The 13,338-nt window shown below is 68.3% G+C and carries 13 protein-coding genes and 1 pseudogene; 7 read left to right on the forward strand and 7 right to left on the reverse strand.

The window, feature by feature from the left end; all coding sequences use genetic code 11:
* Positions 1–94: 94 nt before the first annotated feature.
* Positions 95–943: a GA module-containing protein gene (locus HUN07_RS17495; RefSeq protein WP_174911457.1), complete on the forward strand. Its 849-nt coding sequence runs from the start codon at positions 95–97 to the stop codon at positions 941–943.
* Here the strand turns inward: HUN07_RS17495 and HUN07_RS17500 are convergent.
* The 4 genes and pseudogenes from HUN07_RS17500 to HUN07_RS17515 form a co-directional block, all read right to left on the reverse strand.
* The gene (locus HUN07_RS17500) at positions 940–1,737 is read right to left on the reverse strand and encodes an Fpg/Nei family DNA glycosylase (RefSeq protein ID WP_174911460.1); all 798 of its coding nucleotides are present in this window, start codon (positions 1,735–1,737) and stop codon (positions 940–942) included. The genes HUN07_RS17495 and HUN07_RS17500 overlap by 4 nt on opposite strands.
* A gap of 19 nt (positions 1,738–1,756) precedes the next feature.
* Positions 1,757–2,239 carry a ribose-5-phosphate isomerase gene (locus HUN07_RS17505; protein WP_174911462.1) on the reverse strand — a complete coding sequence of 161 codons (483 nt, stop codon included), beginning with the start codon at positions 2,237–2,239 and terminating at the stop codon, positions 1,757–1,759.
* A 72-nt stretch (positions 2,240–2,311) separates the two neighbouring features.
* Positions 2,312–2,899, reverse strand: a pseudogene (locus HUN07_RS17510) (aspartate/glutamate racemase family protein); the annotation flags it as partial.
* 39 nt (positions 2,900–2,938) lie between these two features.
* Complete coding sequence (locus tag HUN07_RS17515) at positions 2,939–3,580, reverse strand: DsbA family oxidoreductase (protein ID WP_174911468.1); 642 nt, start codon at positions 3,578–3,580, stop codon at positions 2,939–2,941.
* A gap of 154 nt (positions 3,581–3,734) precedes the next feature.
* On the opposite strand from HUN07_RS17515, the gene HUN07_RS17520 reads away from it, so the two are divergent.
* Positions 3,735–4,976 carry an NAD(P)/FAD-dependent oxidoreductase gene (locus tag HUN07_RS17520; protein ID WP_174911471.1) on the forward strand — a complete coding sequence of 414 codons (1,242 nt, stop codon included), beginning with the start codon at positions 3,735–3,737 and terminating at the stop codon, positions 4,974–4,976.
* 130 nt (positions 4,977–5,106) lie between these two features.
* Entirely contained in the window at positions 5,107–7,689 is a 2,583-nt protein-coding gene (gene pepN, locus HUN07_RS17525) for an aminopeptidase N (protein WP_174911474.1), read from the forward strand.
* 108 nt (positions 7,690–7,797) lie between these two features.
* Here pepN and HUN07_RS17530 read toward each other — a convergent pair whose 3' ends face one another.
* The 3 genes from HUN07_RS17530 to HUN07_RS17540 all read right to left on the reverse strand — a co-directional run bounded on the left by HUN07_RS17530 (position 7,798) and on the right by HUN07_RS17540 (position 9,262).
* Complete coding sequence (locus HUN07_RS17530) at positions 7,798–8,277, reverse strand: DUF5130 domain-containing protein (RefSeq protein WP_174911477.1); 480 nt, start codon at positions 8,275–8,277, stop codon at positions 7,798–7,800.
* Positions 8,264–8,512 (reverse strand): aa3-type cytochrome oxidase subunit CtaJ, encoded by a 249-nt coding sequence (gene ctaJ, locus HUN07_RS17535; protein WP_114719017.1) that lies wholly within the window; start codon positions 8,510–8,512, stop codon positions 8,264–8,266. Before ctaJ ends, HUN07_RS17530 begins: the two co-directional genes overlap by 14 nt.
* 84 nt (positions 8,513–8,596) lie before the next feature.
* The gene (locus HUN07_RS17540; protein ID WP_114719016.1) at positions 8,597–9,262 is read right to left on the reverse strand and encodes an HNH endonuclease; all 666 of its coding nucleotides are present in this window, start codon (positions 9,260–9,262) and stop codon (positions 8,597–8,599) included.
* A 176-nt stretch (positions 9,263–9,438) separates the two neighbouring features.
* On the opposite strand from HUN07_RS17540, the gene HUN07_RS17545 reads away from it, so the two are divergent.
* The 4 genes from HUN07_RS17545 to HUN07_RS17555 all read left to right on the forward strand — a co-directional run bounded on the left by HUN07_RS17545 (position 9,439) and on the right by HUN07_RS17555 (position 13,333).
* Complete coding sequence (locus HUN07_RS17545) at positions 9,439–9,846, forward strand: globin (protein ID WP_174911480.1); 408 nt, start codon at positions 9,439–9,441, stop codon at positions 9,844–9,846.
* Positions 9,847–9,898: 52 nt separating this feature from the next.
* Positions 9,899–11,509 (forward strand): glycoside hydrolase family 13 protein, encoded by a 1,611-nt coding sequence (locus HUN07_RS17550; RefSeq protein WP_174911483.1) that lies wholly within the window; start codon positions 9,899–9,901, stop codon positions 11,507–11,509.
* A 133-nt stretch (positions 11,510–11,642) separates the two neighbouring features.
* Positions 11,643–12,314: an FAD-binding protein gene (locus tag HUN07_RS27080; RefSeq protein ID WP_254622578.1), complete on the forward strand. Its 672-nt coding sequence runs from the start codon at positions 11,643–11,645 to the stop codon at positions 12,312–12,314.
* Entirely contained in the window at positions 12,221–13,333 is a 1,113-nt protein-coding gene (locus HUN07_RS17555; protein ID WP_254622579.1) for an FAD-binding protein, read from the forward strand. The genes HUN07_RS27080 and HUN07_RS17555 overlap by 94 nt, the downstream gene beginning before the upstream one ends.
* The last annotated feature ends 5 nt before the right edge of the window (positions 13,334–13,338 follow it).

Below are 13,338 nucleotides of genomic sequence, written 5' to 3' on the forward strand. Positions count from 1 at the left end.
CATCGACCACCGACAGGATTCGAGACACGATCACGCCACGCCCGCCCCCGGTATCCTTGACAATGTCCGATTTGACACCTCCGGAAGGTCCCCCGTGGAACTCCTCCTCATCGTCGCCGTGATCGGCGCCGTCGTCTTTCTGGTGATGAAGAGCCAGAACAAGAACAAGGGCCACTCGGCGAACCAACTCGAAGACGCCAAGGCGGATGCCCGCCAGTCGATCGAGCGCCTGGGTGGCCAGGTCTACAACCTCGTCGGCAGCGACGACGCCTCCAAGCAGGCTCTCGCCGACGCCTCCGAGCGGTACACCGCCGCCGGTTCGCAGATCGAACAGGCCACGACGCCCGTGCAGGCGCGTCTGGCGAAGCAGACCGCACTCGAGGGTCTGTACTACATCCGCGCCGCGCGCTCCGCGATGGGCATGGATCCGGGTCCCGAGATCCCGAGCATCGACGGCCAGAAGTCGGCCGGCTCGGTCACCGAGGACCGCGACATCGAGTTCGAGGGCCGTCAGGTCTCGGCGTCACCCAATCCGTCGGCTCGCACACCCAACTACTACCCCGGCGGCCGCGTCGCCGGACGTCCGGTCCCCGCAGGCTGGTACTCCGAGCCGTGGTGGAAGCCCGCGCTCGTCGCCGGCGCGTGGGGTGTCGGTTCGATGTTCCTGTTCTCTGCGATGTTCTCCGGGATGTCCGGGGTGGGATACGACGCGCAGGGGTTCGCCGACGGCTACCAGGACGGCATGGACGCAGCCGACGGTGACGGCGGCGACGCCGGCACTGACGGCGGAGACGGCGGAGACGCTGGCGGCGATGTCGACTACGGCGCCGCGGGCGACGGCGGCGGCGACTACGGCGGAGACTGGGGCGGCGGAGATTTCGGCGGGGGCGACTTCGGCGGAGGCGACTTCGGCGGAGGCGACTTCGGGGGCTTCGACTTCTAGTCGGCCTGACAACCGGGGCACCAGAACAGGTTGCGCCCCTTCATAACCGAGTGAGAGATCGGCGTGCTGCAGATGCGGCACGCCGATCCTGCTCTGCGGTAGGTGTAGGTCCGCGGCCGGTCCTTCGCGTACGACGGCTCGCCGTGGTCGTCCTCGGGCCGCACGACGTGCATCCTGCCGCGGCGGACCCCGACCTTCATCAGTTCGACGAGGTCGTCCCACATCGCGTCGAACTCGGCGCGGCTGACGCGCTTGCCGGGCCGCTCCGGGTGGATCCCGTGCCGGAACAGGACCTCGGCACGGTAGACGTTGCCGACGCCGGCCAACACGGCCTGATCCATCAGCATCGCGCCGATCGGTGTCTGCGACTTCGAGATCCGCGCCCACGCCCGGTCCGGGTTGGCGTCCTTGCGCAGCGGATCGGGACCCAGGCGGGCCTCGATCGCGGCGACCTGCGGCGGATGCAGCACCTCACAGGCGGTGGGACCGCGCAGGTCGGTGCCGAACTCGGCGCCGATCATGCGCATCCGGACCTGCCCGACGGGCGCCTCGAGCGGGAGCGCGGACTCGGTGAACTTGCCGTACAACCCCAGGTGGACGTGCACCACGAGACCGTTCTCGTAGTGGTGCCACAGGTGCTTGCCCCACGCGTCGGAACGCACGAGGACGCGGCCGTCGATCAGGGCCGCGTCCTCGGCAAATCTGCCCTGCGGGCTCGACACGTACACCGGCGATCCCGCGAAACGCTGCTGATGCAGGCGCGCGAGACGGTGGAGAGTGTGGCCCTCGGGCACGTTCTGCTTACCTGTTCGTTCAGGCTTCGGGGGCCGCGGGCACGGCCGGCGCCACACCCGTCTTCTCGTACTCGGCGAGGATGTCGATGCGACGCTGGTGACGCTCCTCGTCGGACCACTCGGTGGCGAGGAAGGCGTCGACGATCGCGAGGGTCTCCTCGAGGGAGTGCATGCGGCCGCCGATGCCGATGAGCTGCGCGTTGTTGTGCTGGCGGGCCAGCTGCGCGGTCTCGACGCTCCACGCGAGGGCGCAGCGGGCGCCAGGAACCTTGTTCGCGGCGATCTGCTCACCGTTGCCGCTGCCACCGAGGACCAGGCCCAGGCTGCCCGGTTCGGCGACGACGCGGCGGGCCGCCTCGATGCAGAAGGCCGGGTAGTCGTCGACGGCGTCGTAGACGTGTGCACCGCAGTCGATGGCCTCATGGCCGTTCGCGGTGAGGTGTTCGATGATCTGGTTCTTGCGTTCGAAGCCGGCGTGGTCGGCACCCAGGTATACGCGCATGATCTCAATTCTGACAGGTCACGTCGCCGCGGCGATCGTGGGGACTCGAGGAGGAGAAACCCGCGCGTCGAGTCACCCGGTACCGGCGCCGGGAGCGCCGGCCCGTCGAAACGTCGATCCACGCCAGGTGGGCATGGGCCGCTTCCCCACCGCGACCTCGAGCGCCGCGCGTCCGGAGAGCCGCGTGGAATCCAGAATCGGCAGTGGCGAGTGCTCGGGCCGCACGAGCAGAGGAATCTCGGTACACACCAACGCAACCGCGTCGCAGCCGGCGGAAGCGAGCCTCTCGATGAGTGCGACGAACGACGCCCGCGTCTGTGGCCGGAAATCCCCGTGGACCAGTTCGTCGAAGACTGCCGAGTGGACCATGGCCTGATCGGCGGTATCCGGAACGACGGCGTCGATGCCCCGCGCGGCCAGTTCTCGGGGGTACAGCGGTCCCTGCATCGTGAAGCGCGTTCCCAGGATGCCGACGCGGGCGTGCCCGGCCTGCTGGGCAGCATCCGCGACGATGTCGACCACATGCAGCCCGGGCAGGGCGAGGTGATCACCGTCGGCCTCGAGAGCGAGATGCGCCGTGTTGTCCGGGCAGACGAAGAAGTCGCACCCGGCTCGCGCGAGGCGTTCGACACTGGTGGCGAGCACCGCACGCACCCTCTCTCTCGCCCCCCCCCGGAACGGTCACTCGGCGACCGGACCTCAGTCGAACTGGGGATCCTCGGTGCGGGTCCGCTTGAGCTCGAAGAAGTGCGGGTACGACGCCAGGGCGACGGTGCCGTCCCACACCTTGCCGGCATCCTCACCGCGCGGGATGCGCGAGAGGACCGGGCCGAAGAACGCGGTGCCGTTGACGTGGATGGTGGGGGTACCGACGTCGTCGCCGACCTTGTCCATGCCGGCGTGGTGGCTGCGGCGCAGTTCGGCGTCGAACTCGTCGGTGTCGGCGGCCGCCGCCAGCTCGGCGGGCAGGCCCAGTTCGGCGAGGGACTCGACGACGACGTTCGTCAGATCCTGGTCGCCGCCGTTGTGGATCCGCGTGCCCATCGCCGTGTAGAGCGGCAGCAGGATGTCGTCGCCGCGCTGCTGGGCAGCCGCGATGAGAACCCGCACCGGGCCCCAGGCCTTGCCCATCTTCTCGCGGTACTCCTCGGGAAGCTCGCGTCCCTCGTTGAGGACGGCGAGGCTCATGACGTGGAATTTGGCCTCGATGTCGCGGACCTCGGTCACCTCGAGGATCCAGCGCGACGTGATCCAGCACCAGGGGCACAGCGGGTCGAACCAGAAGTCGACGGTGTCCTTCTTGCCGGTCTTGCCGGAGTTTGTCTGTGCTTCCGCGCTCACGCGTGTCTCCCTCGTTCTGCGGTGCGACAGATCCACGTCACACCTCTCGATTGATAGACAACCATGCGCGTGCGGGAATGCTTCCCGCACACCTCGGAGCAACGTTACTGTCGATGGAGGACAGCCAGTAGCCACACTGGAACGGAGCCTCCCCGTGACATCCCACGAGTCATCGAATCGCACGTTCGTCATCGTCGGCGGCGGCCTGGCCGGCGCCAAGATCGCAGAATCGTTGAGAGACAGAGATTTCGACGGGTCCATCGTCCTCCTCAGCCAGGAGGACCATCTCCCCTACGAGCGACCACCACTTTCCAAGGAACATGTCGCCGGCAAGAAGGGGCTGCCCGATTTCACCGTCCAGCACGGGGACTGGTACCGAGACCACCACGTGGACCTGCGTCTGGGCACCACCGCGACGGCGCTCGATCGCGACCGCAAGTGCGTGGTGCTGCCGGACGGTTCGACACTCGGCTACGACCGACTCGCGCTCGCGACCGGATCCCGTTCGCGTCGCCCACCGATCCCCGGCGCCGACGCGGCGGGCGTGCACTACCTGCGCACCATCGACGAATCCGACGCCCTGATCGCGGCGCTCTCCCCGGGAGCCCGACTGGTGATCGTCGGCGCGGGCTGGATCGGACTCGAGATCGCGTCGGGGGCGCGCGGTCGCGATGTCGCGGTCACGATCGTGGAGTCGGCCGAATTGCCGCTGCTCGCAGCGCTGGGCAGGGAGATGGGTGCCGTGTTCGCCGATCTGCACCGCGAACACGGCGTCGACTTCCGTTTCGGGTCCAAGGTCGAGGAGATCACCGTCACCGACGGGCGTGCGGACGGCGTCCGACTGGGCGACGGGACGGTGCTGCCCGCCGACGCGGTGCTGGTCGCTGTCGGCGCGCAACCCAACATCGAGATCGCCGAGGCCGCCGGGCTTTCGGTCGACGGTGGCATCCTCGTGGACGGCACGCTCACCACGAGCGACCCGGACATCGTCGCGGTCGGCGACATCGCCGCCCAGCAACATCCGCTGCTGGCGGCCCGCGTCCGCGTCGAACACTGGGCCAACGCGCTGAACCAGCCCGCGATCGCGGCCGCGACCATGCTCGGCCACCCGGTCGAGTACACCAACCTGCCGTACTTCTTCACCGACCAGTACGACCTGGGCATGGAATATGTGGGCTGGGCACCGAAGTACTCGAAGGTGGTGACCCGCGGCGACGTCGGAGCACGAGAGTTCCTGGCGTTCTGGCTCGACGAGGAGAACCGGGTGCTCGCCGGCATGAACGTCAACATCTGGGATGTCACCGACGACATCAAGGCGCTCGTCGCGTTCTCCGGTCCTGTCGACCCCACCCGGCTCGCCGACCCCGCCGTCCCCCTCACCGAACTCGCCACCTGACCCCGCGATTTGCGCACTTCTCGGTGCCGCGGGTGTCCGCGTCGCAACGATAAGTGCAAATCGCGAGAGGAGGGCGGCGCGTGATGGGATAGCGGGGAGTCGATTGTCCATCCGTGATGAGGAGATCTTTGTGGCCCCACCGAATCTGACCCGCGAACAGGCCGCCGAACGCTCGGCGCTGCTGACCGTCGACAACTATCGCATCGAACTCGATCTCACCGACGGCGACGGCCGACCGGGCGAGAGCACCTTCCGGTCCCGCACCACCGTCACGTTCGCGGCGACGGCCGGAGCGTCGACGTTCATCGACATCATCGCCGACACAGTGCATTCGGCGGTCCTCAACGGCACCCCGGTCGACGTGTCGTCGTACGACGAGGCCACCGGGATCACGCTGAGCGGCCTCGCGGACAGCAATGAGCTCGTCGTCGAGGCCGACTGCCTCTACACCAACACCGGCGAGGGACTGCACCGCTTCGTCGACCCCACCGACAATGCGGTGTACCTGTACTCGCAGTTCGAAACCGCCGACGCCAAGCGGATGTTCGCGTGCTTCGACCAGCCGGATCTCAAGGCCACCTTCGACATCTCCGTCGTCGCGGCGGAGGACTGGAAGGTCATCTCCAACGCCGAGACCGTCGAGCCGCTGGCGGCCGCTCCGGGCCGCCACGTCTTCCGCACGACCCCGCGCATGAGTACGTACCTGGTGGCACTGATCGCCGGCCCGTACGCGCAGTGGACCGACAGCTATTCCGACGAGCACGGACACATCCCGCTCGGCATCTACTGCCGTGCATCGCTCGCCGAGTACATGGATGCCGAACGCCTGTTCACCGAAACCAAACAGGGCTTCGGCTTCTACCACCGCAACTTCGGTGTGCCGTACGCGTTCGGCAAATACGACCAGCTGTTCGTGCCGGAGTTCAATGCGGGCGCGATGGAGAACGCCGGCGCGGTGACCTTCCTCGAGGACTACGTGTTCCGCTCCAAGGTCACCCGCTACTCGTACGAGCGGCGCGCCGAGACGGTGCTGCACGAGATGGCCCACATGTGGTTCGGCGATCTGGTCACGATGCGCTGGTGGGACGACCTGTGGCTCAACGAGTCGTTCGCGACGTTCGCGTCGGTGCTGTGCCAGACCGAGGCCACCGAGTACACCAACGCATGGACCACCTTCGCCAACGTGGAGAAGTCCTGGGCGTACCGGCAGGACCAGCTGCCGTCGACGCATCCGATCGCCGCGGACATCCCCGACCTCGCGGCCGTCGAGGTGAACTTCGACGGCATCACGTACGCCAAGGGCGCCAGCGTGCTCAAGCAGCTCGTCGCATACGTCGGGCTCGAGCCGTTCCTGTCGGGTCTGCGGGACTACTTCGCCGAGCATGCGTTCGCCAACGCGACGTTCGACGACCTGCTACGGGCGCTGGAGAAGGCGTCGGGCCGCGACCTGTCGGGGTGGGGTGCGCAGTGGCTCAAGACGACGGGCCTCAACATCCTGCGCCCCGACTTCCAGATCGAGCCCGACGGCACGTTCTCCCGGTTCGCGGTGTTGCAGGAGGGCGCCGCTCCGGGTGCCGGCGAGACCCGTGTGCACCGTCTCGCGGTCGGCATCTACGACGACGACCCTGCCACCGGCAAGCTGGTCCGTACGCACCGCGTCGAGCTCGACGTCGAGGGCGCGAGCACCGACGTGCCCGAGCTGGTCGGGGTGCCGCGCGGCAAGCTGATCCTCGTCAACGACGACGATCTCACCTACTGCTCGCTGCGGCTGGACCGCGATTCGCTCGACACCCTGGTCGGCCGGATCGGCGACATCGCCGAGCCGCTCCCCCGCACCCTCGCATGGTCGGCGGCGTGGGAGATGACCCGGCAGGCGGAGATGCGGGCACGCGATTTCGTGAGCCTCGTCCAGCGCGGCATCGGCGCCGAGACCGAGGTGGGTGTCGTCCAGCGACTGCTGCTCCAGGCACAGACGGCGCTGTCGGCGTACGCCGAGCCCGGCTGGGCGGACGCATTCGGCTGGCCCGCGTTCGCGGACCGGCTGCTCGAGCTGGCCCGCGAGGCCGAGCCCGGCTCCGACCACCAGTTGGCGTTCGTCAACGCGCTCACCGGGTCGCAGCTGTCGGCATGGCACACCGAGGTGCTGCAGGAGCTGCTCGACGCCGACCCCGCGAAGCTCGGACTGTCCGGGCTGGTCGTGGACACCGACTTGCGCTGGCGGCTCGTCCACGCGCTGGCCGCGGCCGGTCAGGTGGACACGGACGGTACCGAGACGCCGTTCATCGACGCGGAGGCGGAGCGCGACCCCACCGCCGCGGGTGCCCGTCAGGCGGCGTCGGCGGCGGCGGCCCGGCCCCAGGCCGCGGTCAAGGAGCAGGCCTGGACGACCGTGTTCGACGACGACACCGTCCCGAACATCACCGCCCGCGCGATCATCGGCGGCATCGTCGCGCCCGGCCAATCCGAACTACTCGAGCCGTACGTGGCCCGATACTTCGCGGAGATCCCGGCGGTGTGGGAGCGGCGGTCGAGCGAGGTGGCGCAGACCGTGGTGGTCGGCCTGTACCCTTCCTGGTCGATCAGCGAGGCGTCCGTGGCCGCGGCCGACGAGTTCCTGTCGGGTGAGCACCCGCCGGCGCTGCGCCGCCTCGTCGTCGAGGGCAAGGCAGGCATCGTCCGGTCGCTGAAGGCCCGGGCGTTCGACGCGACCTGACCGACAGCGTCCGATCCCCGGAACGCCGATGACCCGATGTCACAGCGGTTCAGTTCGACTGAACGCATGTGACATCGGGTCACCGGGGTGAAGCGGAAAGTGCAGGGACTACTTCGGGGCGATCGCGGAGCTCATCACGCGCAGCGCCGAGACGAGACCGTCGATGAGGTCGCCCTCGCCGAAGGACGCGACGGCGGCGGTGACACCGAGCTGCGTGATCCGGTCGGTGACACGGTTCTCGACGCCGCGGCCACCACGGATCTCGACGACACGCTGGTTCGGCGACACGGCGATCAGGATCGATCGCTCGGCCTCCGGGGTGTTCGGGAAGACCGCGTCCGCACCGGCGGCCGGGTTCTCGCCCAGGTCACCGACGTAGATGTTGAAGCGCACCTTCGTGGCGCGCGTCGCGTCCGTGAGGGCGTCATCGAGGGCCACCAGCTGGTCGGTGGTGAAAGGCAGCAGGTCGTCGAAGGACTCGCCGATGCGGTGCACACCGGAGATGCGACCGCCGGAGGTCACGACGGTGCCCACCGGCAGATCCGCCGCCGCTACCGCCGAGGACTGGAGAACGTCACCACTTGCCACTTGCCGAACCTCCGATCAGATCTGCACCGGCAGCGTGTCCGGCGTGGTGACCATGCGAGGTCACCTCGTCGACAGCGCTCCACAGGACCGGCTGATGGGTCCAGCGCTGACCGAGGCGGTACTCGGTCGGAACGAAGCCGGGCGACTTCTTGGTCATGAAGGACAGTCCCGCGACGATCGCGATCACCAAGACGGGAATCCCTACGAATATCAGCACTGTCTCGAGAATGCTCACACCGCAAACCGTAGCCGAGTCCTGCCGAAATGGAAGCGTCGGGGCCGAATCATGCCTCGGCTCGCGTGGTGACACATAAATGCATCAGGCCGCACCCTCGCCCAGATAGGGCAGCCAGGTCGGATGCACCTCGGTGGTAGTCGACAGCAGCCGCCAGTGCGGACCGGACGGGGGCACCAGCGCGGTCCTGAGCGTCCACCCCAGTTCGGTGAGCAGTTTGTCCGCTTTGCGGTGATTACACGGCGCGCAGCACGCGACGCAGTTCTCCCACGAATGCCCGCCGCCGCGGCTGCGCGGCACGACATGATCGATGGTCTCGGCCTTGTCCCCGCAGTATCCGCAGCGGAAGCGGTCGCGGTGCATGAGCGCGGCGCGGGTCATCGGGACACGGGTCCGGTACGGAACCCGAACGTAGTTACGGAGCCGGATGACGAAGGGCACCTGGAGGGAGTAGCCCTCCGAGTGGATCACGGGGCCGAGCGGATCCTCGTGGACCGGGTCGGCTTTGTCGCAGACCATCAGCACGACGGCGCGTCGCGCGGGCAGAGCGGTGAGAGGTTCGAACGTGGCATTGAGCAGCAGCACCCGACGTTTGTTCCAGGAGGTCACGGTGCCGAGACCCGGCAGACCGAGCCCGGACGATCCGGGCTCGGGGATGACGTGCAGCGGAAAAGCCCCCGACGTGCAGTTTCCCCGCACATCAGTGGGCACGAGTTGTCGATGCGCTCGCGCGCTCTGTCGATGTGTCATGCGACCTCCGCGAAGACTGACCCCAGTTGACCACGGATGATCGGCTCCCGCACACCCATTTCCGCGAAAAATTTGCCGCACGGGCGGTGAACGAACGGTGCCGTGCACCACACCCGGACCGGCTGAGGCATCCTCGAGGCATGCTCGACTCGAAACCGGGCACAATGGGACGGGACATGACTGAAACGAACCCCACCACGCAGCAGACCTTCTACGAGGCAGTGGGCGGAGCCGAGACGTTCCGCAAGCTCACTGCGCGCTTCTACGAGGAGGTGGCGACGGACGAGGTGGTCCGGCCGCTGTATCCCGAGGAGGACCTCGGGCCGGCCGAGCGCCGCATGCGTATGTTCCTCGAGCAGTACTGGGGCGGGCCACGCACCTACTCCGAGGAGCGCGGACATCCCCGCCTGCGGATGCGCCACAATCCGTTCCGGATCGGCCCGATCGAACGGGACGCGTGGCTGCGCTGCATGCACACCGCGATCGCCTCGATCGACGAGCAGACGCTGGACGAACCGCACCGCCGCGCCCTGATCGACTACATGGACATGGCGGCCGCGTCGATGGTCAACTCGCCGGTGTAGCAGCCACAGTTTCCGGACGGATCGTTCGAAGGTCCTCGATGCGGCACTATGAATGACTGTGACGCCCCGCGAGGACCAGCCGACCAGCCGCATCACCGGCGACGCCCGTTCGTGGTGGTCCGACGCCGTTTTCTACCAGGTCTATCCGCGGTCGTTCTCCGACTCGAACGGCGACGGCATCGGCGATCTGGGCGGCGTGATCGACCGCCTCGGCTACCTCGAACTGCTTGGCGTCGACGCGCTCTGGCTCAGCCCCGTGATGCGGTCGCCGATGGCCGATCACGGCTACGACGTCTCCGATCCGCGGGACATCGACCCCCTGTTCGGCGACCTCGCGACGATGGACGAGCTGATCGTCGAGGCGCACGCGCGCGGCATCCGGGTCACGATGGACCTCGTTCCCAACCACACGTCCAGTGAGCATCCCTGGTTCCGGGAGGCCCTCGCCGACGGTCCGGGCAGCAGCACCCGAGACCGCTACATCTTCCGCGACGGCCGCGGCCCGGACGGCGCGCAGCCGCCCAACAACTGGCCGAGTGTCTTCGGCGGGCCCGCGTGGACGCGGATCACCGAGCCCGACGGCACCCCGGGCCAGTGGTACCTGCACATCTTCGCGCGCGAGCAGCCCGACCTGAACTGGGACAACCCCGAGGTGTTCGCCGACCTCGAGAAGACCCTGCGGTTCTGGTTGCACCGCGGCATCGACGGGTTCCGCATCGACGTCGCCCACGGCATGGCCAAACCGGAGGGGCTCCCCGACCACGACTGGAACACCAACGAGCTCCTGAAGAACGACGACGACGATCCGCGGTTCAACAACCCGGCGGTGCACGAGATCCATCGGGGGATCCGCCGGGTCATGAACGAGTACCCGCACGCGATGGCGGTCGGCGAGATCTGGGTGCGCGACAACGAGCGGTTCGGCGAGTACGTCCGCCCCGACGAACTGCACCTCGGCTTCAATTTCCGGCTCGCCGAGACGGCGTTCGACGCCGACGCGGTGCGCGCCGCGATCGAGAACTCGCTCGACGCCGTGGCGCATGTCGGTGGCACCCCCACGTGGACACTGTCGAACCACGACGTGGAACGCGAGGTGACCCGGTACGGCGGCGGCACCCGCGGCGTGACCCGCGCCCGCGCGATGGCACTGGTGGAGCTCGCGTTGCCGGGCGCGGCGTTCATCTACAACGGCGCCGAGCTCGGCCTCCCCAACGTCGATCTCCCCGACGCAGCCCTCCAGGACCCGACGTGGGAGCGATCCGGCCACACCGAGCGCGGGCGCGACGGGTGCCGGGTCCCAGTGCCGTGGGAGGGCGACCGACCGCCCTTCGGCTTCTCGACGTCGCCCGACACGTGGCTGCCGATCCCGCCGGCGTGGACTCCACTGACTGTGGAGTCCCAGCTCGAGGACGTCGACTCGACCCTGTCGCTGTACCGCGCAGCACTCGAGATGCGAGCCAACCTCCCGGAATGCTCCGGGCCCGGAATCGATTGGTACGGAAGCCCTCCCGGCTGCTTCGCGTTCCGTCGCAGCGGCGGCCTCATCTGTGTGTTGAACACGACGGACGCCCCGATCCAGCTGCCTCCGGGCACGGTGCTGCTCGCGAGTGCACCCCTCGCCGACGGGCTGCTGCCGGCCGATTCGGCGGCCTGGCTGGTCTGATTCGCGGGTCTCCCGCCCAGCGGGAGATTCGATTTCGGACCCCTCCGAGCGCTCCCTAGTGTCGTGGACGCGACGTGACGTGCCACACAGGCACTGTGTGCCGCGTCCCCCAGGCACCCCGAGGAGACCCGCGATGTCCGCGACCGATTCGATCCAGACCGACCAGTCCGCCGAGCCCACCTGGGATCACGAGGTGGATCTGCTGGTGGTCGGCAGCGGCGCAGGCGGTTTCACCGCCGCGCTGGCCGGCGCCGCCGAACGACTGGACACCCTGCTCATCGAGAAGGCGGGTGTCTACGGTGGCGCCACGGCATTGTCCGGCGGCGGTGTGTGGGTACCGAACAACCCGCTGCTGATCCGCGAGGGCCTGGCCGACTCCCGCGAGGACGTCCGCCGCTACCTCGATGCGGTCCTCGGCGACCGGGTTCCGTCGGCGAACCTCGATGCCTTCATCGACGAGGGCCCCAAGACGCTCGCGTTCCTGGAGACGTCGAGCCGCCACATGCGATTCCAGTGGTGCACGGGCTACTCCGACTACCACCCCGAGCAGCCCGGCGGCCGTCCTGCGGGACGCACCATCGAGCCGCTGCCGGTCGACCTCAAGGAACTGGGCGCCGACCAGGATCTGCTGCGCCCGGCCGCGCTCGCGACCCCGCCCGGACTGTTCATCACGTCCAAGGACTTCGTGCAGCTCAACATGGTGATGCGGACGTGGAAGGCCCGGCGCACCGCGCTCAAGACCGGGTTCAATGCCGTCAAGGCGATCCTGCTGCGGCGCCACATGGAACCCTCGGCCGTGCCCTGATCGCCCGGCTCCGCCTGGCGCTCAAAGACGCCGGGGTGCCGCTGTGGCTGAACACGCCCATGCAATCCCTCGTGACGGATTCCTCGGGCGCCGTCATCGGACTGGTCGCCGAGCGCGGCGGCCGACCGGTGCGAATCCGGGCCCGCCACGGCGTGCTGCTCGCGACCGGAAGGTTCGAGTTCAACGACGACATGCGCAAGGCGAACCTGCCGGAAGGCGGCCGCGACAACTTCAGTGCCGCGTCGTCCGACAACACCGGCGACGGCATCATCGCGGGCCGGAACGTCGGCGCTGCAGTCGATCTCATGGACGACGCGTGGTGGATGCCGTCGTTCCAGCGGCCCGACGGCATCGTCCAGGTGATGGTCGCCGAGCGGTCCGTCCCGCGGTCGATCATCGTGGATCAGCACGGCAAGCGGTTCACCAACGAGGCCGCCCCGTACGTGACGTTCGTGCACGATCAGCTGGCCAGCGGTCACGAACCCACGTGGTTCGTCTTCGACGAGCGCGCCAAGAAGCGCTACCCGATCGGTGGCATCATGCCGGGCCGGAAGTTCCCCAAGGCGTGGATCGACGGCGGCCTGATCGCCGTCGCCGACACGATCGAGGAGCTGGCCCGCAAGATCGATGTCCCGGTCGCCGGACTCACCGAAACCCTCTCGCGTTTCAACGGATTCGCTCGAAACGGACGGGACGGCGACTTCCACCGCGGCGAGAGCGCGTACGACAACTACTACGGCGACCCGAGCCTGCCGCACCCCACGCTCGACGTCATCGACACCGCCCCGTACTACGCACTGCGGATGCGGGCCGGAGACCTGGGAACCAAGGGCGGACTCATGTACAACGAGAACGGTCAGGTCCTGCGCGCGGACGGCAGCGTCATCGACGGCCTGTACGCGACCGGTAACACGTCCGCCTCGGTCATGGGCAACGACTACGCCGGCGCGGGTGCCACCATCGGTCCCGCGATGGTCTTCGGCTACATCGGTGCCCGCCACGCCGCCCGCGGCAAGTGACGTCG

The organism is Rhodococcus sp. W8901 (genome assembly GCF_013348805.1).
Lineage (GTDB): Bacteria > Actinomycetota > Actinomycetes > Mycobacteriales > Mycobacteriaceae > Prescottella.

Excerpts from the sequence above, each read along its gene's own strand:
- HUN07_RS17505 (WP_174911462.1), bottom strand. The coding sequence starts at position 2,239 with ATGCGCGTATACCTGGGTGCCGACCACGCCGGCTTCGAACGCAAGAAC.
- HUN07_RS17540 (WP_114719016.1), bottom strand. The coding sequence starts at position 9,262 with ATGACACATCGACAGAGCGCGCGAGCGCATCGACAACTCGTGCCCACT.
- HUN07_RS17545 (WP_174911480.1), top strand. The coding sequence starts at position 9,439 with ATGACTGAAACGAACCCCACCACGCAGCAGACCTTCTACGAGGCAGTG.
- HUN07_RS17550 (WP_174911483.1), top strand. The coding sequence starts at position 9,899 with ATGACTGTGACGCCCCGCGAGGACCAGCCGACCAGCCGCATCACCGGC.
- HUN07_RS27080 (WP_254622578.1), top strand. The coding sequence starts at position 11,643 with ATGTCCGCGACCGATTCGATCCAGACCGACCAGTCCGCCGAGCCCACC.